Here is a 20,032-nt window from a genome sequence, read left to right as displayed (position 1 = left end):
GGACGGCCTGTCAGGACTCATCCTCACCTCCGTCGACCGTGTCCGTTCCCGAGGGACGCGTACCGTTCTCCGGCAGCCCGTTATCCGGGGGCGGAGCGTCGCCGCCGGTGTGCTCGGTGATTCCCGCACGAGCGCGGTAGGTGGCGATCAACCTGTGCAGCTCCACCCCCCGTGGTCTCCTGCCGGGGCGGATGTCGCAGGCTCCCGCCTTGGTCTCCATGATGTGCACAGTGGGGTCCAACGCGACGTTGAGCAACTCGTTGGCGGCGTCACCAGTGGTCAACCCGTTGGGTCCCCAGTGCCACGGGATGCCGATCTGGTGCAGCGTCCTGCCGTTCGAACGCAACGGCCGGATACGTGGTGTGACCAGCACGCGTCCCTCGATCGCTCCGCGCGCGGTGATCACCGTGGCCCAGCCGAGATGCCGCAGTCCCCGCTCCACGGCCAGCTCAGGGGAGAGCTCGACGAACATCGCGGGCGCCAGCTCGGCCAGGTGTGGCAGCCACCGGCTCATTCCACCGGCCGTGTGGTGCTCGGTGAGTCGGAACGTGGTGAACACGTACGGGAACACCTCCGCTCCCGGTTCGGCACCGCTGGGTTGGTATCGGTTCTCCGGGCGGTGGTAAAGCCGCCGCGCCGGGTTGCGCTGCGTGGCATGCAGCGTATTGCGCAGTGGTGATTCCTGTGGTTCGTAGTGGGTGGGCAGCGGCCCGTCGTGCAACCCCGCGGGGGCGTACAGCCAGCCGAGCCCGTCACCCTGCATGATGAAGGGATCGGTGCCGCGCAGCGCGTCGGGACCGTGCGCGTCGGCGGCGGGCTCGTAATCGGGAGGCTTGGCCACGTCGACGTCGGGCACGTCGTGGCCGGTCCAGCGCCGCTGTTCGGCGTCCCACCACACGTAAGCCTTGCGCTCGCTCCACGGCGCGCCCGCGGGGTCGGCGGCGGCGCGGTTGTACAGGATCCGCCGGTTGGCGGGCCAGGACCAGCCCCACTCGGGAGCCACCCAGGACTGCTGCTCCCCCGGTTCACGCCGTGCGGCCCGATTGATCTCACCCGCGTAGACGCCGCAGTAGATCCAGCACCCCGCACGTGTGGAACCGTCGGAGCGCAGCCGGGTGTAGGAGGACAGTGCCCGCCCCTCGGCATCGGTGCCGTTGATCTCGCGGAGCACGGCGTCCGCACTCGGTTCGGCGAGATCCCCTTCGGTGGGGTAGTCCCAGGTCAGCTCCAGCACGGGGCGGTCGCGTTCCCGCTGTCGCGCGTCCCGTTCGAATCGTCGGGCCGCGAGTTTGGACTTGATCCGCAGCCCCAGGTGGTAGAAGAACCACAGGTCGCTGCGCTGGTCGTCGAGCGGTTCGACCGCCTTGTGGTGCCACTGCAGCATGCGCTGGGTGTTGGTGAAGGTACCGTCCTTCTCGGTGTGCGCTGCGGCGGGCAGGAAGAACACCTCGGTGCCGATCTCGGAGGGACTCGTCTCGCCGTTCTCGATCTCCGGACCATTCCGCCAGAACGTGGCCGTCTCGATCATGTTCAGATCGCGCACCACCAGCCAGTCCAGATTCGCCAGCCCCATGCGCTGCTGGTGCGCGTTGGCGGTGCCCACGGCCGGGTTCTCGCCGACGACGAAGTAGCCACGCACCCTCCCCTCGATCTGGTCGATCACGGTCTGGAAAGTGCCGTGGTCGCCGGTGAGCCTGGGCAGATGATCGAACCGGAAATCGTTCTCGGCGGTGGCGTACTCACCCCACCAGGCTTTGAGCAGGCTGACGACGTAGTCGCGGATGTTGCCCCAGTACCCCTTGTCGGCGGCGTTGGTGGCCACGAACTCGTCCAGCGAGAGGTTCGGGTGTGCTCGCGGCATCGGGATGTAGCCGGGCAGCAGGTCGAACAGCGTGGGGATGTCGGTCGAACCCTGGATGCTGGCGTGGCCGCGCAGCGCGAGAATCCCACCGCCGGGTCTGCCGATGTTGCCGAGCAGCAACTGCAGGATCGAGGCGGCCCGGATGTACTGCACCCCCACCGTGTGGTGGGTCCAGCCCACCGCGTAGGCGAAGGCGGTGGTGCGCTCCCTTCCCGAGTTGGCGACCAGCGCCTCGGCCACCTCGTGGAAACGCTCCTGGTCGATCCCGCACAGCTGCTCCACGAGCTCCGGGGTGTAGCGGGCGAAGTGGCGCTTGAGGATCTGGAACACGCACCGGGGGTGGGTCAGGCTCGGGTCCGTCTCCGGCTCCGCACGACGCGCCGACTCCTCCTCCGAGGTGGCTCGGTCGTGCTCGGGTGAACCGAAAACGTCGTGCCACTGGTCGCGCTCGCCCGCGGCCGGGTTGACCCGCGCTCCCTGGTAGTACCAGCTGGTCTCGTCGTAACCACTTCCGGTGAAGCCGGAGAACACCCCGTCGAGATCCTCGGTGTCGGCGAAGGACTCGTCGACGATCGTGGCCGCGTTGGTGTAGGCGGCCACGTACTCGTGGAAGTAGTGCCCACCCCGCAGCACGTGGTTGATCAGCCCACCGAGAAAGGCGATGTCGCTGCCCGCGCGCAGCGGGACGAAAGTGTCGGCCATCGCCGAGGTGCGGGTGAACCGGGGGTCGACGTGGATGATCTTCGCCCCGCGCCGTTTGGCTTCCATCACCCACTGAAAGCCGACCGGGTGTGCTTCGGCCATGTTGGACCCCTGAATCACGATGCAATCGGAGTTACGGAGGTCCTGCTGGAAGGTTGTGGCCCCACCACGGCCGAACGAGGTTCCCAGACCGGGAACCGTGGAGGAGTGTCAAATGCGGGCCTGGTTCTCGATCTGGATGGCGCCGAGGGCGGTGTAGAGCTTCTTCATGAGGTAGTTTTCCTCATTGTCCAGCGTGGCCCCGCCCAGGCTCGCGATTCCCATGGTTCGACGCAGCCGCGTACCGTCCGAATCGGTCTCCTGCCAGGTCTCGTCCCGGGTGCGGATCACCCGGTCGGCGATCATGTCGACCGCGGTGTCGAGATCCAGTTCCTCCCACTCGGTGCCGTACGGTCGCCGATAGGCGACCCTCGTCTGCCTATCAGGCGAGGTCACCAACGAGCGGCTGGCCGAACCCTTCGGACAGAGCCTGCCCCGGCTCACCGGGGAGTCGGGATCGCCTTCGATCTGGGTGACGGCGCCGTCCCGCACGTACACGCGCTGGGCACAGCCCACGGCGCAGTAAGGGCACACCGACCCGACCACCGCCTCGGCGTCCTCGGTGCGGGCGTACTCGCGGTCGGTCTCGGCGGAACGGGCCGCCCGGCCACGACCGAGCGGGTCGGACCCCGTCAACTGGCGCAGCACGGGCCAGCGCAGCCATTCCCGCATAGCCGATCACCAACTCCCGACACGTTGCCGCCGATGCTGCGCCCGACGAGAAGCCGGCGCAACCGCGAGCGCTGTGCCCGGCGCTGGTCCGATGACGCTCCGCTCGCACGGACGTATGAAGAGCACGGCTCGCTTCGCCGGATGTACTGAACCCGGCCCACGCGGGATGCGCGGTGCGGTAAGTTCCGGATGGGCAAGTGATCATGCCGCCGGGCGAGAGCATCGCACGACCGAGTGAGTACAGGGGGAAGCGTGGCCGACGAGGAGAACAGCCAGTCGAACGCGGGGGGAACGAACGAGGCCGGCGGCCAATCGGGAATGGACGCCGCGGACCAGGCGGCGCTGGACGCCGAGATGCAGGACGTGGCCACCAGCATGCTGTTCCCCGGCCCCGGACTCGCCGAGGAGATCGCCGACATCGCGCGGATCAAGGAACGCGCCAGCACCAAGGCGGAACTGGCCCAGGCCATCAGCGACAACACGCGCATGGTCGTCGACCCCGACGAGGTCGACGCGCTGGCGGGTTTCTTCGAGGAGAAAGCACAAGAATTGGAAGAAAGGTCGGTAGATGTTCAAAATCTGGGGATGGTCCCTGCGCCAGGCACCGACCCAGTCAGTACCGGTGCCGCTTCGATTCACGGCGAAGTCGCTTCCGGGGACGACCGCTCGTACATGCCCAACTACCTGAAACTCGCGAAGGTGTTCAACGACACCGCCGCGAGCCTGCGCTCCAGCGCAGAACAGACCCGCACCGACGACGCCAACGCCGCCGACAACTTCGACCGGGAGATGCGGAATGCGTAACACCGTCACCACGGGAATCTCCCTGGCAGCCGGACTGCTGCTGCTCGCCGGATGTAGCGGTGGTCAGACCGGCCAAGCGGCGCAAGAAACCACCGACACCGGCACGAGCGCACCCACCAGCACCAGCGGCGGCGCCGGGGTGAGTCTGCCGGAACGCACCGCACCCGCCAAATCCCTCGACATCGCCGACCCCTGCACCGTCATCACGAAGCAACAGGCACTGAAGCTCGGTACCGACCGGACTCCTTACCCTCGCACATCAGAGGGACAGCAAGGGTGCAGCTACCAAAAAGGGAAAGCAGGGTCCAATTCAGGATGGCGAGTATTTGTGGCACCTGACTTCGAACGAACCATCTCAGAGGCTATAGAGACGCATCCCGGCGGCGAAAAAACAGAAATCAATAATTACCCTGCTTACGCGGCAAATATAAGTGGAATCGGTTGCTACATCGCTGTCGATGTCGCTGAAGACGGTTTTCTACTGGTCAACGGCCAAGTACGGCCTGGCGAGAACCGCCCCGATCCGTGCCCGATTTTCACCAAGTTCGCCGAAGCCGCGATCAAGAACCTGCCCGAAGCCTGAGGGGAGCTCAGAATCATGGGGGACAGACGCACGCTGCCGCCGTCCAATCTCGACGGGGCGCAGCTGGAGCAGATGCGCTCCTGGGTCAACAGCGGTAAGGGAGCCGAGGCGCTCCACGAGAAGAGCAGCCGCTGGCGTGCCGAGGAGCGGTACATGCGCGAGCTGGCCACCGAGATCAAGGACAGGCTGAAGCGGGCCGGGGCCGTGAACCAGTCCAAGGGCCAGGAGGCCATGCAGAGCGCCATGTCGCCGGTGGTGCTGTGGACCGAGGTCGCGGCCGACAACGCCACGGCCGAGGCGGTGCGGCTGGAGGAGCAGGGCCAGGCCTTCAGCAGGGTGTACTCCTCCGTTCCCGCCGCGTCCGAGGAGAAGCCCGTCCCGGAGGAGAACTTCCTCGGGCAGGCCTGGGCAGGCCTCACCGGCGGCAAGACCGACAACGAGCAGGCGTTGGCGCACAACGAGAAGCTGCGGCAGGACGCGGTCACGGCGTTCAAATCCTACGACACCGCCTCGCAGAGCACCGTCAGCGCGACCCCGACGTTCACCGCTCCCCCGCCGGGCGGCGTCGAAACCGGCGTGCGCTCCGGATCGAACCCCGAGGTCGGTGGCTTCGCCACTTCCCGGGGCATGGGCAGCGGCGCTGCCGCGGGCACCCGCAGCTCCTGGAGCGGCTCGCTGGACACTTCGGGCGGCGCGCACGGCACCGGCACGGCAGGCAACGGCACTTCGGGCCAGTCGGCGGGCCGGGGCGGTTCGGGGATCAACCAGCCCGCGGGCAGTCAATCCGCGTGGCAGCGCCCGCCGGAAGGCGGCTCCCCCGGATATCGGCCGGGGCAGTCCGGCGCTCCGGGCGGCGGCGCCGGAGGTGGTTCGGGCAACGGTCGCACGCCGGGTGGTTCCGGCGTCGCGGGCGGGACCGGACGCGCTCCCGGCAGCCGGATCCCGATACGCGGTCTCGGTTCGCTCGCGGGCGGCTCGGGCAGTGCAACCGGTTCCGGAGCGGGTGGCCGGGGTTCCGCCGGTCTCGGCGGCCGTTCCCTCGGCCCGGGTGGGCAGTCGGGGCTCGCGCGCCCGTCCACCGCTTCCGCCGCGACGAGCGGCGCCTCCTCCGGAGCGGGGAACGCTCGCGGTGGTATGGCGGGTGCGCCGCGTGGTCGTGGCCAGCAGGGCGAGGAGGACGAGGAGCACGAGACGCCGAGTTACCTCGTCGGTGACTACGGCTACTTCGACGGTGACCTGCCGCGCGTCGCTCCACCGGTGATCGGCGAGGACTGATCAGGTTTCCGCTCGGGCTGTCGAGCACCGTCGCGTCGGATCCAGCAACGTGTGTCGCGGCGCCGGGAGGAATTCCGGCGTCGCGATCTTTCGGGGGCAAGGGTGAACATCGAACTTTCCGAACAGGCGTTCCACCTCGCCTGGCAACACTTCCGGCTCGGCACGAAACCGCTCCTGCTGAACGTGCTGCCCGAAGGGCTCACCGAATCGGAGCGGCGTGATGTCGAACGGCGGAGCTGGGAGGAGCTGCGCCGGATCGGCTTCGGCAACCGGGACGCCGAGGACGCCGTCTCCGGGGTGTTCTTCCCGTTGGACCGCTACCGTGACTCCTTCGACCTGGTGTATCGCTATCTGTCCGAGGAGGGCGAGCACCGTCGGACGGCGTTGGCCGCGAACGGCCCGGCCAGCTCGGCGCTGGCCGTCCGGGAGGACGGCGTGGTGCGCCTGCGCCAGCTGCGCACCGACGACGCGCCGCACCGGGCCGTGGTGGGGGTGCTCCCCGAGCTGAACCCCGGCCCGGGTAAGGCGGTGTCGGTGCCCAGTGACCAGCTCGACGCGGCGGCGGCAGATGCCGGTGACTCCGATCGGGCGATGCGCGAGGCGCTGCTGCGCCGCGGAGTGCGGCGCGACGACGCGAGCGCTCTGGTCGACATGGCGGGCGGTGAACGCGTGGGCTACGCCCAGTTCGGAGCCGCGCGGATGGACCGGCGCGGCAACCGTTCCAGGGCCCCGGTGGTGACCAACTGCTTCGCCACCACCAGGGGTTGGTACCTGATGGAGGAAACCCTCCGCAGCGGGCGGGCGTGGATCACCTTCGCCCCGATCGACCGGAACCGGTTGGCGGAGCGGGTACGCGACCTCGCCAGGAGCATCGCGCCGGAGTGAGACCTCGAACTTGCCCGCTCCGTCTCCGGTAACGGCTCGATCAGGACGCTCTCCCCGCTACTCGCGTTCCGGAAGTACCGAGATCGAGCGGGTGGCGAACAGCGATCAAACACTCCTGACGACCGCCTGCTCGGACAGGTTGACGGCGGCTTCCTGCAGGCCAGCGCCGTGGAGTTCGTCCAGCCAGAACAGCGTGTCCAACAGCTGTCGCAGTTGGTCGCTGTCCACCCGCAGCACGTTCTCGTCCTGCCGGATCTCCAGTTCGTGCAGGCCCGGCATGCTCAGGTACACCGCTGCCGTACCGCTGCCCGCCTCGACCAACCACTGCGCGCGCATCTGCGCCCTCCCGAACGTGACGACTACCGAATCGATCATGTCGAGGGAAGGTTCGACGGCTCCCCAACGGTCACGCAACGACACTTTCGCGTGATCTCACTTCCTTGACCACTGGTCAACCGGTCAGGGTGCGAGCGAACAGTGACCAGTGAGGAAGGGTCGAGCATGGAACGACGCAGCGGGATCCCGGCACGAGTCAGACGGGTCTCCGGCGAGTTGCGGGAACTGCGGGACCGCAACGGGTTCAGCGCCGCCGAGGTGTCGAGGTCGCTGGGCATCTCGATGAGCAAGCTCAGCCGGATGGAGACGGGGACTCGCGGCCTGGCCGCCGACGACGTCGCGGCGTTGCTGGGGCTCTACCGCGTGCCCACCCAGCGGCGCGAGGAGATCCTGGCATTGGTGCGCAACGGCACCGATCGCAACTGGTGGCAGGTGCAGCACGCCGCGCTTCCCGCGATGTGGCAGGACCTGATGCGGTTCGAGTCCGAGGCCACCGCGATCCACGGCTGGGAAACACAATTCATCCCAGGACTACTGCAGACCGACGAGTACGCCGAGGCGGTCATCCGGGGCACCACCCACGAGCTGCCGGAGCGCGAGGTGCGACGGCTGGTCGAGGCCCGCATCGGCAGGCAGACCGTGCTGCTCGGCAGCCGCGCACCACGGTTGGAGGTGCTGCTGGACGAACCGGTGCTGCGCCGCCCGACCGCCGACCCCGGCGTGATGCGGCGGCAGCTGCTGCGCCTGGCGGAGAGCAACCTGCGGCCGAACGTCACCGTCCGGATGGTGCCGCAGCGTGCGGGCATCCATCCCGGCATGGAGGGGCCGTTCGTGCTGCTGGACTTCCCGAAGCAGCCGAACCTGGTGTATCTGGAGCACCGGGGCAACAGCGCGTTCCTGGAGCAGCCCGAGCACGTCGACGCCGCGGAACGCTCCCTGTGGCGGTTGCGCGAACTCGCGTTCTCCCCGGATGATTCCAGCGAGATCATCGCGCGCCTCGCCGACGAACCGGCCGAGCACGAGAAGGAGTGAGTCCGTGGCATCCGTGAAGCACTGGCGCAAGAGCAGTCGAAGCAGTAGCCAGGCGAACTGCGTGGAGATCGCCGCCACCGAGCACGGGGTCGCCGCGCGGGACTCCAAACGCCCGCACGGCGACTCACTGCTGTTCCCCCGCGCCCGGTGGAACGACTTCCTGCGCAGTCTCGCCCAGGACCACGCCGGGAACTGAACCGGCGATTTCGCGCGAAATCGCCGCGCCGGTGGGGGCGGTGCCTCCAGCACGACGTAGATTTCGCGCGAAATCGACACCCCGACCGCGACCACCACCCCGGCACGGCGGTCACTGAACGAGCGGGCTCACTGCTCGGTGACAGCCGTGTCGGACCTCTCGGTGGCGCTGCCAGGCTTCTCGGTGGCCCTGTCCGGCTCCTCGGCCGCACCCCGCTCGGTTCCCGAGGAGGCCCGCACCTCGGTGCGTTGCGTCCTGCCGGGCAGGAAGAACCACGCCACCAGCGCTGCCACCGCGATCAGCCCCGCAGCGGCCAGGTACGCGGTCTGCGAGGCGTCCATCCAGGCCACCGACACCTCGCGGGCGAGCCGCTCCCCCCGCGCGCCCAACGACTCGGCGACCATCATGCCGCCGGGCAGCGACTCCTCGGCGGTCTGCCGCACCCGCTCGGGCAGCCCGGTCAGCGAGTCCGAGATCCGGGCGGCATAGCTACCTCCCAGCACGCTGCCCAGCACGGCCACACCCAACGACGCCCCCACCTCGCGGGTGACGTCGTTGGTGGCCGAACCCATCCCCGCGCGCTCACGGGGCACGTTGGCCATCAGCTGATCGGTGGCCGGAGCCATCGCAAGCGACATACCCGCCGCCGTGCACGACAGCGGCAGCAGGATCTGCCAGTACCCGGAATCCACGCCGAGGGTGCTCAGCCCCACCATGCCCAACGCCGCCAGCAAAAGTCCGACGGAAATGGTGTCACGCGGGCCGAACCTGTCCACGATCCTGGAAACCTGCGGAGCGATGAGCATCATCATCACCGACATCGGCAGCATCGCGGTGGAAGCCATCAGCGGCGAGTAGCCGAACACGAGCTGCAGGGTCTGGCTCAGCGCGAAGAACACACCGATCATCGCGAAGAACACCAGCGTCAACGCCACCGCCGACGCGGAGAAACCACGGTTGCGGAACAGCCGAACATCCAGCATCGGATCGGCCACCCGGCGCTCCCACAGCGCGAACAACGCCAACAACACCAGCCCCAGGGCCACCAGGGACAACGTGCGGGGTGACAACCAGCCGACGTACTGCGCCTCGATCAGCGCGTAGACCGCGATCGTGATCCCGGCGGTGGACAGCAGCGCCCCCAGCAGGTCGAGCCCGCCGTGCCCCCCTTCGGTGCCGGTGTGCGACGGGATGTAGCGGATACCGGCGATCACACCGACGATCACCACCGGCACGTTGATCACGAACACCGATTCCCAGGAGAAGTACTGCAACAGCACCCCGGCGATAACCGGCCCCGCGGCGCTGCCCGCGCCGGAAACGGCGGCCCAGATACCGACCGCCTTGGTGCGCTCCCCGCTGGGGAAGACACTGGTCAGAATGGACAGCGTCACCGGCATGATCATGGCGCCGCCCACACCCAGCAGCGCCCGTGCGGCGATCATCTCGGTGCTGGACCCCACGAACAGCCACACGTAGACCGACACCAGGCCGAACAGCACCATCCCGGCCTGCAGCATCCACTTGCGCCCGTAGCGGTCCGCTATCGAGGAGGTGGTGAACAGCAGGCCGGCGAACACCAAGGCGTAGGCGTCCGAGAACCACTGCTGCGCCGAGGTGGAGGCTCCCAGCGCGCGAGAGAGCTGGGGTAACGCGACGCTGAGCGAGGTGTTCGCGAGCATCGTGGCCGACAAGGCCAGACACAGCACGAGCAGGGTCGCCCACCTGCGGCGGTAGACCCGCACGTCGATGCCCTCCGCCAGGGCACCCTCCTCTCCTTTGTCGGGTGTCGTTGCAGCACCCGCCGCCCCGTGGCGGGCGTGACCGTCGGACATGCGTGTCTCCTTTCCCCGCACCAGAATATGGCAGTACTGCCATTTGTCATCGGTGACAACGGGCACAGTTGACGCCGAACTCCGCTTTCGAGGAACCTGAGGCCATGACCAGCGTTGCGGTGGGTTCGATCGACGAAACGGAGGGCCAGGGCAGACGAGCCGTCAAGGCGGCCAGGACCCGAGCGGGCATCGAGTCGGCGGCCCTGGAACTGTTCCGGGAACAGGGATTCGAGGCCACGACCGTGGAACAGATAGCCCGTGCCGCCGACATCGCCCCCAGGACGTTCTTCCGGTACTTCCCCAGCAAGGACGCGGTGCTCTTCGGCGACCTCGGCAACGAGCTCGAGTACGTGCGCGAGGCGCTGAACGCGCGCGGCTCCGAGGAACACCCCATGCGCGCCATGGCCGCGGCGATGCTCGACGCGGCCGACCGCATGGAGGCAGACCGCGAACAACACCTGATGCGTGCCGAACTGCTGCAAGTCCTGGAGTCCACCGGTCAGTACGAGATGCATCTGATGCGGCAGCGCTGGATGCAGGACATGACCGAGCTGGTCGCCGAGCACACCGGAACCGATCCCAGCTGCGACCCGCGCCCCGGCGCCTGGTCGATGACCATGGTCTCGTGCTTCGGTTCGGCGATGCACGCCTGGCTTACCCGGCGGGACGGCACCACGTTGCGCCAGATCCTGGTGGACGTGCTCAACAGCACCAACGAGGGGCTCTGCCAGGTCACCGGTAAGTGATCCGCGGACTGAGCGACTGCCTCCGCAGGCGGGCCGCCACTACGTGTTCACGCGCGGTGGAGCGGACAGGCGCGCGCTCAGCGAACCGTGATGGCGTTCTCCTCGGCGGTGATCAGCCGGCCGATCACCGGGGCGTTCGGCAGCTCCCCCGCGACGAGCAGTCCCCCCGAGGTCTGCGCGTCGGCCAGCAGCAGCGCTTCGTCCTCGTCCACACGGGAGAGATCGGTGCACTCGCCCACCCAGCGCAGATTGCGACGTGTCCCCCCGCTGACGTACCCGTCCCGGACCGCCTCGCGCGCCCCCTCCAGGTAGGGAACGGCGCTCGAGTCCAGCACCGCGGAAACACCGCTGGCACGGGTGAGTTCGCGCAGGTGCCCGAGCAGCCCGAATCCGGTGACGTCGGTGGCGCACTCGGCACCCACCGCCAGAGCGTCCCGCGAGGCCGTGTCGTTGAGGGTGGTCATCGCCTCGATCGCCTGCGGGAAAACCTCTCCGGTGGCCTTGTGCCGGGTGTTGAGCACCCCGATGCCGAGCGGTTTGGTCAACGACAGCGGAGCACCGGGGGTTCCGGCGTCTTCGCGCAGCAGCCGAGTGGCAGCGGCCGTGCCCGTCACGGCCATACCGTACTTCGGCTCGGGATCGTCGAGGCTGTGGCCACCTCCTACCGGGCATCCCGCCAGTTCCGCGACATCCGCGCCACCGCGCAGCACCCGTTCGGCCAGCTCCATCGGCAGCGACTCACGTGGCCAACCGAGCAGGTTCAACGCCACCAGCGGGCGTGCCCCCATCGCGTACACGTCGGACAGCGCGTTGGCAGCCGCGATCCGGCCCCAGTCGTAGGGATCGTCGACCACGGGGGTGAAGAAGTCCGTCGTGGCCACGATCGCGGTGTCGCCGTGCAACCGCACCACGGCGGCGTCGTCACCGGCACCGATCAGCACCTCACCGCCCGCCGGGGCGCCGCCGGAGATCCCGGCACCGGCGACCATGGACTCCAGCTCGCCCGCGGGGATCTTGCAAGCACACCCACCACCGTGCGCGTACCGTGTCAGGCGGTAGTTTTCGGTCGTGACGGTCCCGGCATCGGTCATGCCCCGAAGCTAGTCCACCGGACGGCCGACGGCATGGCACAACACGCGGGATGACGGCACTGGAGGCGTAAGGGTGCCTGGTGGCCCCCGCGGTCTTCAAAACCGACGTGGCCGAGCAACTCGGTCAGGCGGGTTCGATTCCCGTCCGCCTCCGCCACGCACCAGCCTGCGCCACCAGGTGCGCGGCCCGCCGGAACGAGCACCGCGTCCGCTCGGGCCGGGTTCGGCACTCTCGTCGGCGTGGGCATGCTCGGTCGAGACCGTGTCCTCGGCTTCGGCCGCGGTTGCACGTCGCTCCCGCCAGCGGCGCACGACCTCATCCGCATCCACGGGCGCGACCTTGACGCGTGGACCGCTGGGAGCCCGCAGCCACTCGGCGATACGCAGGTTGAGCTCACCGACCTGCTCGCGCACCGCCTGCTCGGAACGCAGCTCGGCCACGGTCTCCGGGAGCCGGTCGATCTCCTTGCGCAACTGCACGGCGGGCGGCAGCAGCGCCTCGGTGGACAGCCCCTCCCGCTCGACGTACTTCTTGACCCAGGACAGTTCGCTCTCGTTGCCGAGATCGGGCAGCGGCTTGCCGGTTCCGGGCAGGTCGTCGAAATCCCCGCGCTCCCTGGCCGTACGGACCTGACGGTCGATCCAGGTCTCGAAGTCCGTCCCCGGCGGTTTCCGTTCGGTCATGACTCGATTGTGCACGGGCACGTCCTTGCGAATCATCTGTTGAGTTGATGGGGCGCAGAGGTTTGAGTTTTGGATTAATTTCGGTCAACACTGAAACAACAGAGGTATTCAATCGAAAAATACGTCCGACGTGCCAGCGTACGGAGCCGAACGAACGCTCTCCCGCTGCGTATCGTCACGAACGTGGACGAGCGGCGGAACATCCCGGCCACGGACCGGGTCCTCAGCGAGCCCCGCATAGCCGCGGCCGTCGAACGCTTCGGGCGACAGCGGGTGAAACGCGTGGTCCACGACGCACAGCGACGCGCGCGGGCCCGTGAGATCCCCGCCGATCAGGTGATCACGGAAACGGCGGCGAACCTGCCCACCGCGACCGGGGGTCTGCGCCCGGTGCTCAACGCCACGGGCGTACTGCTGCACACCAACCTGGGCCGCGCTCCCCTCTCGGATGCCGCGGTGCTGGCCCTGCGGGAAGCCGCGGGAACCTGCGACGTCGAGCTGGATCTCCACACCGGTCAGCGTGGCCGTCGTGGGGCGAGCGTCACGCGCGGCCTGCTCGACGCGGTCCCCGAGGCGGAGAGCGCACACGTGGTGGGCAACGGGGCGGCCGCCCTCACGCTGGCCGCCACCGCCCTGGCCGCGGGCCGTGAGATCATGCTGGCGCGCGGCGAGATGGTCGAGATCGGCGCCGGATTCCGTATCCCCGACCTGCTGTGCTCCACCGGCGCGCGGCTGCGCGAGGTCGGCACGACCAACCGCGTCGAGCTCGCCGACTACCGAGCGGCGATCGGGGCGGAAACCGGATTCGTCCTCAAGGTTCACCCCTCCAACTTCGTGATCAGCGGGTTCACCTCCTCGGTCGCGCCGGGCGAACTCGGTGCTCTGGACGCGCCACTGGTCGTCGACATCGGATCCGGACTGCTGGAACCGCACCCGAGGCTGCCGGACGAACCCGACGCGCGCGGCGCACTGCGGGCGGGGGCGGACCTGGTGGTGGCCAGCTGCGACAAGCTGCTCGGCGGTCCACAGGCCGGGCTGCTGCTCGGCAAGGCAGCCATCGTCGACAAGCTCCGGAAGCATCCACTGGCCCGTGCGCTGCGTCCCGACAAGCTCACCCTGGCCGCACTGCACGCCACGCTGTGCGGACCTCCCACTCCGACCGCGCGTGCGCTGGAATGCTCCCAGCGGGAACTGCGGGCCCGTGCCGAACGGATCGCGGAGTCGGCGCGGGCGGCGGGTGTGGCGGCGACGACGGCGGACACCACCGCGGGTATCGGTGGTGGTGGAGCACCGGGAGTGAAGCTGCCCAGCGCGGCCGTCGTGCTGCCCGAGCACTGCTCCGAACGGCTCCGCCACAATGTGCCGCCGGTATTGACCAGGGTCGAACGGGGAAACTGCCTGGTCGACCTGTTCGCGCTGGAGCCGGAGCGGGACGCGGAGCTGACCGAGACGATCCGCCGGAGTGCGCCGGCGACGGATTCGGCCGTGGGAGGCGCGTCATGCACGTGATCGCCACAGCAGGCCACGTGGACCACGGCAAATCCACACTCATCAAAGCCCTGACCGGCACCGATCCGGACAGGTGGGACGAGGAGCGACGTCGCGGGCTGACCATCGACCTGGGATTCGCGTGGACAACCCTGCCCGGTGGCGAGGTGATGGCGTTCGTCGACGTGCCGGGCCATCAGCGGTTCGTGCGCAACATGCTGGCGGGGGTGGGCGAGGTCGCGGGCGTGCTGTTCGTGGTGGCCGCCGACGAGGGGTGGATGCCGCAGTCGGACGAACACCTCCAGGCCCTGCACGCGCTGCGCGTGCGGCGGGGAGTGCTGGCGATCACGCGTGGCGATCTCGCCGACCCGCTCCCCGCGTTGGAACAGACGCGGCGGCGGCTGTCCGACAGCTCGCTGTCGGGAGTTCCCGAGGTGGTGGTCAGCGGGACCACCGGGGACGGCTTGCCCGAACTCACCGGGAAACTGGAGGAGCTCGCGGGTGAGCTGCCGAATCCGGATCCCACCGCCGACGTGCGGCTCTGGCTGGACCGCTGCTTCAGCATTCGTGGAGCGGGCACGGTGGTGACCGCGACGCTGTCGGCGGGCACGCTTAGCAGAGGCGACCAGCTCGAGGTGGCCGGAACCGGGAAACGCGTGACGATCCGGGGGCTGCAGAGCCTCGGCGAGGAGCACGAAACGGTCCGCGCGACGGCGCGGGTCGCGTTGAACCTGCGCGGCGCGCACGCCGGAGAGCTAGCCCGGGGAGACGCGCTGCTGACACCGGGAGCCTGGCGGAGCACCGATCTCGTGGACGTGCGGCTGCGAGACCGGGGAGCGGGCGAACTGCCAGGCGAACTCGGCATGCACATCGGTGCGACCACCACCGGAGCGCGGCTGCGACCGCTGGGAGCCGACACCGCCCGGTTGTCGCTGCGAGCGGAGCTGCCACTGCGGATCGGGGACAACGCGCTACTGCGGGACGCCGGACAGCACCTGATCCCCACCGGGGTGCACGTGCTCGACGTGTGCCCACCGGAGCTGCGCCGCCGGGGCGCTGCCGCCGACCGCGCTCGCGAACTGGAGCGCACGGGACAACAGCCCGCCGGTGCGGAACTGCTCGCGAGAAACCGCGCGATCCGCGCCTCGGAGCTGCGCGTGATGGGGGCCTCCCCTCCCCCACACGCCCTGGTGACCGGGGACTGGCTGCTGGAACCGGCCGCCCGGGACGAGTACGCGGCACGACTCGTCGAGCTCCTCGAACGGCTCCACCGGGAGGACCCGATGGCCGACGGTCTCTCCGAGCACGAGGCAGTGCGACAACTGTGCCTGCCCCACACCTCGTTGCTGGCGCTGGTGCTGGACTCGGCCACTGCCGCCGGGATCCGGACGGGCAACGGCAGGCTGCGGCTGCAAGGTCCCGAGCTGAGCGAGCACGTGCGGCGGGGCGTGGCCGCGATCCGTGCTCGACTGGCCGAACACCCCTTCGACGCGCCCACCGCGGAAGAACTCCGCGAACTCGGGCTGGACGCCGAACAACTCGGCGTGGCGAACAAGGCCGGGCAACTGCTTCGGATCGCCGAGGGAATCTACCTGCTGCCGGGAGCGCTGCAGCGGGCCCGGGACGTGTTGGCCGGACTTTCGGAACCGTTCACCCCGAGCGGGGCGCGGGAGGCACTGGGCACGAGTCGCCGCGTGGTCGTCCCGCTGCTGGAGCGGCTCGCCCGCGAGGGCTACACCCGACGCCTCCCGGACGGAACCCACCGAGTGCGCTGAACGCTCCCACCCGGGAGGAGGATCCTCCTGCTCGCGGTTGGCCACCGGACGGTCGCTCTCCGGCCGGGCCGAGCGAGGAGCCACCCGAAGAGGTTTGCCGGGCCGCACCGGCTGGGCATCCAGCGCGCAGGGGCGGCGCGTGTTTTCAGTGGCGGCGCGTGTTTGCAGGGTCACCGGCCGGGTGAGGAGGAAACCATGCCGCACAAGATCTGGGCGGGATCGCTCAAGTTCGGTCTGGTCACCATCCCCGTCGGGCTGTACAGCGCCACCGAGGAGCACGGTATCCGTTTCAACCAGTACGAGCGGGGAACCTCGGACAGGGTGCGCTATCGCAGGATCAACGAGCGCACGGGCAAGGAGCTGGAGGGCGACGAGGTCGTCAGGGGGCGGGAGATCGACGGCGTTCTGGTCACGGTCGAACAGCACGAACTCGACGAAGTCGCGCCGGAGCGTTCCGGAACGATCGAGGTCGACGAGTTCGTCGACCTCTCCGAGATCGACCCCGTGCACTTCCAGAAGTCGTACTGGCTCGCTCCGGCCGACCGGAGGAACGCGCGCGCCTACGCCCTGTTGCGCCGCGCGATGTCCGAAACCGGGCGGGTGGGGATCGCCACCTTCGTGTTCCGGGGGAGGGAGTACCTGACGGCCGTACGTCCGGAGGACGACGTGCTGGTGCTGCACACCCTGTTCTTCCTCGAAGAGATACGCGATCCCGCGAACGTGCTCGAGCACACCTCCGAAGACGAGCGCTACGACTCGCGGGAGTTGCGACTGGCCGGAGACCTCATCAGGTCGATGAGCACCCCGTGGCGGCCCGCGGAGCACTACGACACGCACACCGCACGGATCGAGCGATTGCTCGAGGACAAGGCGGCGGGGCGCGCGAACCGCGCCGTCTCCGAGCGAACCGAACCGCCCGAGCCCGTTGACCTGGCCGATGCGCTGCGTCGCAGCACCGCCCGAGTCCGCGCCGGAACGGGTTCTCCGGGGAACACCGCGGAGTCCTCCCGCGGCAACACACCCCCGGATCGACGGGATGCCGAGTCGGTTTCCACGTTGAGCCGTGACGAGCTGCGACGACGTGCGCGCGAACTCGACATCCGGGGCAGATCCAAGCTCAACCGGGCCCAGTTGGAGAGGGCGATCACCGAATCGCCGGGTGTGCACCGGAGCAGACAACCGGAGAACGAACCCGCCGGGAAGAAACCGCGAAGACGCGGCCGAGGTCAAGGAGGTGGATCACCTTGAGTCCGATGAATGCGTTAGCCTTGAGCGAAACCGACTCAGGAATGCCGATCGGCGTCGCTCATGTTGTACGAGACGCGATCCGCAACGAAGCGTGCGAACGAGAGAGGTAGTGATGAACAACTTCTTCGGTTCCGGTGGGCCCGGTTCGAGTCCGTTCGACGACTTCCTCGCCCGGTTTCTCGGCGGACAGGGCAACACTCCCCGACCGGTGCAGCGCGTCGACATCACCCGCCTGATGACCCACCAGGCCCAGGAACTGATGGCAGCCGCCGCGCGGTTCACGGCCGAACGCGGCGGTCACGACCTGGACGCGCACCACCTGCTGTGGGCGGCGAGCCAGACCGAGACGACGCGTTCGATGCTCGAACGGGCAGGCGCGGACCCCGCCGCGATCGCCCAGAGCATCGAGCAGCAGCTGCCGCGGACCGAGAGCACCGACCAACCCCCCATGCTGACTCCGGCGGCCAAGCGGGCACTGCTGGACGCGCACCGAGTGGCCCGCGCGGTGGGCTCGTCCTACATCGGCCCGGATCACCTGCTGCTCGCGCTGGCGGCGAACCAGGAATCCACGGCGGGCCAGATGCTCGCGGCGGCCCACGTGACCCTGGAAGCGCTGCAGAGCGGGCCGCCGGCCCGGGGCGCCGGCGGTGGGCAGCAAACCCCCGAGGCCCAGCACCACAGCCCGACCCCCACGCTGGACGAATACGGCCAGGACCTGACCGCACGAGCCCGCGAGGGCGGGCTGGACCCGGTGATCGGTCGCGAATCGGAGATCGAGCAGACCGTGGAAGTGCTCTCGCGCCGAACGAAGAACAACCCCGCGCTCATCGGCGAGGCGGGCGTCGGCAAGACCTCGGTCATGGAGGGAATCGCGCAGCGCATCGTCGACGGCGAGGTTCCCGACGTGCTGGCGAACAAGCGAGTGGTGCAGCTCGACGTCTCCGGTGTGGTCGCCGGTACCCGCTACCGGGGCGACTTCGAGGAACGGATGAACAAGATCATCGAGGAGATCAGCCAGCAGAGCGAGCAGCTGATCATCTTCATCGACGAACTGCACACCGTCGTCGGCGCGGGCGGATCAGAAGGTGCCGTGGACGCCGGCAACATGCTCAAACCGAGGCTGGCCCGGGGCGATCTGCACGTGGTCGGGGCCACGACACTGGACGAGTACCGCAAGAACATCGAGAAGGACGCCGCGCTGGAACGTCGCTTCCAACGCATCGACGTCGCCGAACCCAGTGTCGAGGACACGGTCCAGATCATGCGGGGGCTGCGGGACCGCTACGAGGCGCACCACCAGGTGCGGTTCAGCGACGAGGCGATCAACGCCGCCGCAGAGCTCTCCGACCGCTACGTCGCGGACCGCTACCTGCCGGACAAGGCCATCGACCTGCTCGATCAGGCCGGGGCACGCAAACGTCTGCGCACCCGTACTCCCACGACCGATGTCCGCGAGCTGGAGGAACAGGCCGAACAGCTCAGCAGGGACAAGGCTCAGGCGGTCACGAACGAGAACTACGAGCAGGCTTCGCAGCTGCGGGACGAGATCAACCAGGTGCAGAACAGGATCCGGCAGCAGCGGCACAGCCCCGACGGGATCCCGGAGGTCGGGTCGACGGACATAGCAGAGGTCGTCTCCCGAGCCACCGGAATCCCGGTCACCCAGCTGACCGAGGAGGAGAAGGGCAGGCTGATGCGGCTGGAGGAACAGCTGCATCACCGGGTCGTCGGTCAGGACGAAGCCGTTCACGCGGTCTCCCGCGCGGTACGCCGTTCCCGAACCGGCATGGGAGACCCGAACCGGCCGGTCGGCACTTTCCTGTTCCTGGGGCCGACCGGGGTCGGCAAGACCGAGCTGGCCCGGGCTCTTGCCGAATCGCTGTTCGGTGACCAGGACCGGATGGTCCGGCTGGACATGAGCGAGTACCAGGAGGCGCACACCGCCAGTCGGATGGTCGGCGCTCCCCCGGGGTACGTCGGTTACGGCGAGGCGGGTCAGCTCACCGAGGAAGTCCGGCGCAGGCCCTACTCCGTGGTGCTGCTCGATGAGATCGAGAAGGCGCACACCGACGTTTTCAACATCCTGCTGCAGGTCATGGAGGACGGCCGCCTCACCGACGGCCAAGGGCGCACGGTGGACTTTCGGAACACGGTGCTGATCATGACCAGCAACCTGGGTTCGGACATCATCTCCAATCGTTCCGGCGTGCTCGGGTTCAGCACCAGGGAGGAGGAACAGACCACCGAGGCGGCACGGGACCGGTTGATGGTCCGGCTGCGTGACTCGTTCCGCCCCGAGTTCCTCAACCGGATCGACGAGATCGTGGTGTTCCGCAGACTGGAGTCGGACCAGCTGCGCAGCATAACCGAGCTGTTGTTGGACGAGACCAAACAACGACTGCAGGCACAGGGGATCGACATCACGTTCGAATCGGACGCGGTGGACTGGCTGACCGAGCACGGGCATCAGCCCGATTACGGGGCCCGCCCGCTACGGCGGACCATCCAGCGCGAAGTGGACGACTCGATCTCGGACCTGCTGCTGGACGGAGAACTCGCCCAGGGTCAACGCGTGGTTGTCGGGGCCGACCAGGACCGACTGCGGTTCTCGGTGCAACCGCAACCTGCGGAGGCCTCCGTCTGACCGGAAGTCCGCCGGTGAGGCTCTCGGCGGGTGAAGCGACACCCCGGCCCCTCCGCAGGGCCGGTACCGAGTAACG

15 protein-coding genes, 1 tRNA gene and 1 pseudogene are annotated in these 20,032 nt (G+C 68.7%); 12 read left to right on the top strand and 5 right to left on the bottom strand.

Going from position 1 to position 20,032, the window contains the following annotated elements; genetic code table 11:
* Positions 1-10: 10 nt before the first annotated feature.
* Positions 11-3,334 carry a formate dehydrogenase gene (gene fdh, locus BLR41_RS05935; protein ID WP_281240933.1) on the bottom strand — a complete coding sequence of 1,108 codons (3,324 nt, stop codon included), beginning with the start codon at positions 3,332-3,334 and terminating at the stop codon, positions 11-13.
* 234 nt (positions 3,335-3,568) lie between these two features.
* Here fdh and BLR41_RS05925 point away from each other — a divergent pair, with 234 nt between their 5' ends.
* The 4 genes from BLR41_RS05925 to BLR41_RS05910 all read left to right on the top strand — a co-directional run bounded on the left by BLR41_RS05925 (position 3,569) and on the right by BLR41_RS05910 (position 6,881).
* Positions 3,569-4,138 (top strand): hypothetical protein, encoded by a 570-nt coding sequence (locus tag BLR41_RS05925; protein WP_143013010.1) that lies wholly within the window; start codon positions 3,569-3,571, stop codon positions 4,136-4,138.
* Positions 4,131-4,721, top strand: a complete 591-nt coding sequence (locus BLR41_RS05920; protein ID WP_092626981.1) for a DUF3558 domain-containing protein — start codon at positions 4,131-4,133, stop codon at positions 4,719-4,721. Before BLR41_RS05925 ends, BLR41_RS05920 begins: the two co-directional genes overlap by 8 nt.
* Before the next feature lie 15 nt (positions 4,722-4,736).
* The gene (locus BLR41_RS05915) at positions 4,737-5,996 is read left to right on the top strand and encodes a hypothetical protein (RefSeq protein ID WP_092626980.1); all 1,260 of its coding nucleotides are present in this window, start codon (positions 4,737-4,739) and stop codon (positions 5,994-5,996) included.
* Between the two features lie 102 nt (positions 5,997-6,098).
* Positions 6,099-6,881, top strand: a complete 783-nt coding sequence (locus BLR41_RS05910; protein WP_092626979.1) for an ESX secretion-associated protein EspG — start codon at positions 6,099-6,101, stop codon at positions 6,879-6,881.
* Between the two features lie 105 nt (positions 6,882-6,986).
* On the opposite strand, the gene BLR41_RS05905 is transcribed toward BLR41_RS05910, so the two are convergent.
* The gene (locus tag BLR41_RS05905; protein ID WP_143013009.1) at positions 6,987-7,256 is read right to left on the bottom strand and encodes a hypothetical protein; all 270 of its coding nucleotides are present in this window, start codon (positions 7,254-7,256) and stop codon (positions 6,987-6,989) included.
* Positions 7,257-7,358: 102 nt separating this feature from the next.
* Here BLR41_RS05905 and BLR41_RS05900 point away from each other — a divergent pair, with 102 nt between their 5' ends.
* Both BLR41_RS05900 and BLR41_RS05895 read left to right on the top strand, forming a co-directional pair.
* Positions 7,359-8,249, top strand: a complete 891-nt coding sequence (locus BLR41_RS05900) for a helix-turn-helix domain-containing protein (RefSeq protein ID WP_218119939.1) — start codon at positions 7,359-7,361, stop codon at positions 8,247-8,249.
* Positions 8,250-8,253: 4 nt separating this feature from the next.
* The gene (locus BLR41_RS05895; RefSeq protein WP_245693924.1) at positions 8,254-8,445 is read left to right on the top strand and encodes a DUF397 domain-containing protein; all 192 of its coding nucleotides are present in this window, start codon (positions 8,254-8,256) and stop codon (positions 8,443-8,445) included.
* A gap of 128 nt (positions 8,446-8,573) precedes the next feature.
* Here BLR41_RS05895 and BLR41_RS05890 read toward each other — a convergent pair whose 3' ends face one another.
* A complete protein-coding gene (locus tag BLR41_RS05890; RefSeq protein ID WP_092626975.1) occupies positions 8,574-10,280 on the bottom strand; it encodes an MFS transporter in 1,707 nt (568 codons plus the stop codon).
* Between the two features lie 104 nt (positions 10,281-10,384).
* Between BLR41_RS05890 and BLR41_RS05885 the strand changes: the two genes are divergently transcribed.
* Positions 10,385-11,026, top strand: a complete 642-nt coding sequence (locus tag BLR41_RS05885) for a TetR family transcriptional regulator (RefSeq protein WP_092626974.1) — start codon at positions 10,385-10,387, stop codon at positions 11,024-11,026.
* Positions 11,027-11,103: 77 nt separating this feature from the next.
* Here the strand turns inward: BLR41_RS05885 and selD are convergent, their stop codons facing one another.
* On the bottom strand, positions 11,104-12,117 hold the full coding sequence (selD, locus tag BLR41_RS05880; protein ID WP_092626973.1) for a selenide, water dikinase SelD: 1,014 nt from the start codon (positions 12,115-12,117) through the stop codon (positions 11,104-11,106).
* Positions 12,118-12,178: 61 nt separating this feature from the next.
* Here selD and BLR41_RS05875 point away from each other — a divergent pair.
* Positions 12,179-12,274: transfer RNA gene (locus tag BLR41_RS05875), tRNA-Sec, on the top strand.
* A gap of 341 nt (positions 12,275-12,615) precedes the next feature.
* Here the strand turns inward: BLR41_RS05875 and BLR41_RS23960 are convergent.
* Positions 12,616-12,801 (bottom strand): annotated as a pseudogene (locus tag BLR41_RS23960) (DnaJ family domain-containing protein); the annotation flags it as partial.
* A 183-nt stretch (positions 12,802-12,984) separates the two neighbouring features.
* Here BLR41_RS23960 and selA point away from each other — a divergent pair.
* The 4 genes from selA to BLR41_RS05850 all read left to right on the top strand — a co-directional run bounded on the left by selA (position 12,985) and on the right by BLR41_RS05850 (position 19,956).
* Positions 12,985-14,310, top strand: coding sequence for an L-seryl-tRNA(Sec) selenium transferase (gene selA / locus BLR41_RS05865; protein WP_092626972.1), 1,326 nt, complete (start codon positions 12,985-12,987; stop codon positions 14,308-14,310).
* On the top strand, positions 14,301-16,064 hold the full coding sequence (gene selB / locus BLR41_RS05860; RefSeq protein ID WP_092626971.1) for a selenocysteine-specific translation elongation factor: 1,764 nt from the start codon (positions 14,301-14,303) through the stop codon (positions 16,062-16,064). The genes selA and selB overlap by 10 nt, the downstream gene beginning before the upstream one ends.
* Positions 16,065-16,259: 195 nt before the next feature.
* Positions 16,260-17,312, top strand: coding sequence for a non-homologous end joining protein Ku (ku, locus tag BLR41_RS05855; RefSeq protein ID WP_092626970.1), 1,053 nt, complete (start codon positions 16,260-16,262; stop codon positions 17,310-17,312).
* 112 nt (positions 17,313-17,424) lie between these two features.
* Positions 17,425-19,956, top strand: a complete 2,532-nt coding sequence (locus tag BLR41_RS05850) for an ATP-dependent Clp protease ATP-binding subunit (protein ID WP_092626969.1) — start codon at positions 17,425-17,427, stop codon at positions 19,954-19,956.
* Positions 19,957-20,032: the final 76 nt, after the last annotated feature.

Source organism: Actinopolyspora mzabensis, assembly GCF_900101095.1.
Lineage (GTDB): Bacteria > Actinomycetota > Actinomycetes > Mycobacteriales > Pseudonocardiaceae > Actinopolyspora > Actinopolyspora mzabensis.
Note: the sequence above shows the minus strand (reverse complement) of the source record. Positions and strands in the feature narration are given on the sequence as shown.